Origin of the sequence: Mycobacterium sp., from assembly GCF_044342925.1 — a bacterium.
GTDB lineage: Bacteria > Actinomycetota > Actinomycetes > Mycobacteriales > Mycobacteriaceae > Mycobacterium.
In genome coordinates, this window is record NZ_JBIIOV010000258.1 from 1 (window position 1) to 2706 (window position 2706).

At 67.8% G+C, this 2706-nt stretch carries 3 protein-coding genes and 1 pseudogene; all 4 read left to right on the top strand.

All coding sequences use genetic code 11. The features are described from left to right. Positions 1-285 (top strand): annotated as a pseudogene (glmU, locus tag ADBZ6I_RS16995) (bifunctional UDP-N-acetylglucosamine diphosphorylase/glucosamine-1-phosphate N-acetyltransferase GlmU); the annotation flags it as partial. Positions 286-339: 54 nt separating this feature from the next. Further along, positions 340-1320: a ribose-phosphate diphosphokinase gene (locus ADBZ6I_RS17000; protein ID WP_526385928.1), complete on the top strand. Its 981-nt coding sequence runs from the start codon at positions 340-342 to the stop codon at positions 1318-1320. An 11-nt stretch (positions 1321-1331) separates the two neighbouring features. After that, positions 1332-1982, top strand: coding sequence for an LpqN/LpqT family lipoprotein (locus tag ADBZ6I_RS17005; protein ID WP_526385930.1), 651 nt, complete (start codon positions 1332-1334; stop codon positions 1980-1982). 158 nt (positions 1983-2140) lie between these two features. Further along, a partial coding sequence (locus ADBZ6I_RS17010) for a 50S ribosomal protein L25/general stress protein Ctc (protein ID WP_526385932.1) occupies positions 2141-2706 on the top strand: 566 nt, incomplete at its 3' end.

Below are 2706 nucleotides of genomic sequence, written 5' to 3' on the forward strand. Positions count from 1 at the left end.
GTCAACTACGACGGCGAGAACAAGAGCCGCACCACCGTCGGCTCCCATGTGCGAACCGGCAGCGACACCATGTTCGTCGCCCCGGTCACCGTGGGCGACGGTGCCTACACCGGCGCCGGCACCGTGCTGCGGCACGACGTTCCGCCGGGAGCCCTGGCCATCTCGTCGGGCCAGCAGCGCATCATCGAGGACTGGGTGCTGGACAACCGCCCCGACAGCGAGTCGGCCAAGGCGGCGACCCGTGCAAAGGCCCAGCGGACGGACCCCGAACAGGCCGAAAAGTAGTAGAACCCCGTACGATGACCGCGTATCGATCCCCCGACCGGCAAGGGCAACGCAGTGGGCACCGAGTGGATTGACAGCCGCAAGAATCTGATGCTCTTCTCCGGGCGCGCGCATCCGGAGCTGGCCGAGCAGGTGGCCAAGGAGCTCGACGTCAGCGTCACCGCCACGACCGCCCGCGACTTCGCCAACGGGGAGATCTTCGTCCGGTTCGACGAGTCGGTGCGCGGTTCCGACGCCTTCGTGCTGCAGTCCAATCCGGCGCCGCTGAACACCTGGCTGATGGAACAGCTGCTGATGATCGACGCGCTCAAGCGCGGCAGCGCCAAGCGGATCACCGCGATCCTGCCGTTCTATCCCTACGCCCGCCAGGACAAGAAGCACCGCGGCCGCGAACCGATCTCGGCGCGACTGGTGGCCGATCTGCTCAAGACCGCCGGGGCGGACCGCATCGTGTCGGTGGATCTGCACACCGACCAGATCCAGGGCTTCTTCGACGGCCCGGTGGACCACATGCGCGCTCAGCCGCTGCTGACCGGCTACATCAAGGACAACTACGCCGGCGAGGACATCTGCGTGGTGTCGCCGGACTCCGGCCGGGTGCGGGTGGCCGAGAAGTGGGCCGACGCGCTGGGCGGCACTCCGCTGGCGTTCATCCACAAGACCCGCGACCCGCGGGTGCCCAACCAGGTGGTGTCCAACCGGGTGGTCGGTGAGGTCGAGGGCAAGACCTGCGTGCTCACCGACGACATGATCGACACCGGCGGCACCATCGCCGGAGCGGTGAAGCTGCTGCGCGAGGACGGCGCCAAGGACGTCATCATCGCCGCCACCCACGGGGTGCTGTCCGACCCGGCGGCTGAGCGGCTGGCCGCCTGCGGCGCGCGCGAGGTGATCGTCACCAACACCCTGCCCATCGACGACGCCAAGCGGTTCCCCCAGCTCACCGTGCTCTCCATCGCGCCGCTGCTGGCCAGCACCATCCGCGCCGTGTTCGAAAACGGCTCGGTCACCGGTCTTTTCGACGGGGACGTTTAATCATTCTCGCGATGAAGGAGCGGGGTGCTCTGGTCGCCGCGGTGGCGATCGGCGCCGCGGTAACGCTGACGGCCTGCGGTGCGAAAACCGCGGACTACTCGCAGATCTGGACATCGAGCACGACGGCGGCGCCGGTGACGACGGCACCCACCTCGCCGACCCCGATCGCCCAATACCTGTCCGGGGTGGGCGTCACCGGTCAGCAGGTGTCGCTGGACACCCTGACCGACCTCACCGTCACGCTGCCGCGCCCGCCCGGCTGGACCACGTACGCCAACCCGAACTTCTCCCCCGGCACCGAGGCGATCGCGCAGAACAACACCTACCCGACGGCGATGGTGATGGTGTTCAAACTCGACGGCAACTTCGACATTCCGGCGGCGCTGGAGCATGGCGACGACGACGCGGAGCTGTCGAAGAACTTCACCCGGCTCAACTATTCGAACGACGACTTCGGCGGGTTCCCCTCGTCGATGATCGAGGGCAGCTACGACCACACCGGCACTCGGCTGCACACCTACAACCGGATCGTCTTCCCGGTCACCTCGAAGTTCGACCGCTATCTGGTGCAGTTCACCGTCACGACGCTGGCCACCCAGGCCGCTGCGGAGGCCCCGGACGTTCAGAAGATTATCGAGGGGTTCTCCGTCACGGCGAAGTAGCAGCTCACGGGCACGCAATTTTCGCTGTAGGGCCGCCGTCGGCTACCCTTGGCAGCGCGTCACGGCGAGGGTGGTGGAACCACCGTTATCGACGAGGCTTCGACATGCTCGTGCCTCCGCCGTGCGGTAGAACCCCCCGGAAGCAAGGAGCATCCACCATGGCCAAAGGCCCCACCACCAACAAGCTGACCGTCGACGTCCGCACCCGCACCGGCAAGGGCGCCTCGCGGCAGGCCCGGCGTGAGGGCAAGGTGCCCGTGGTGCTCTACGGCCACGGCAGCGACCCGCAGCACTTGGAGCTCAGCGCCCGCGACTTCGCCGCCGTGCTGCGGCACTCCGGCACCAATGCGGTGCTGAGCCTGCAGATCGACGGCAAGGAGCAGCTGGCGCTCACCAAGGCGCTGGCGATCCACCCGATCAAGCGCTCCATCACCCACGCCGACCTGATCATCGTCAAGCGCGGCGAGAAGGTGAACGTCGAGGTTCAGGTCGTCCTCGATGGCGACGCCGCGTCGGGCACCCTGGTGACCCAGGACGCCACCACCATCGAGATCGAGGCCGAGGCGCTGTCCATCCCGGAAAACCTGACGGTGTCGATCGAGGGCGCCGAGGAGGGCACCCAGATCCTGGCCGGCGCGGTCCCGCTGCCGTCCGGTGTCACCCTGGTCAGCGACCCGGAGATGCTGGTGGTCAACATCGTCGCGGCGCCGAGCGCCGAGGACCT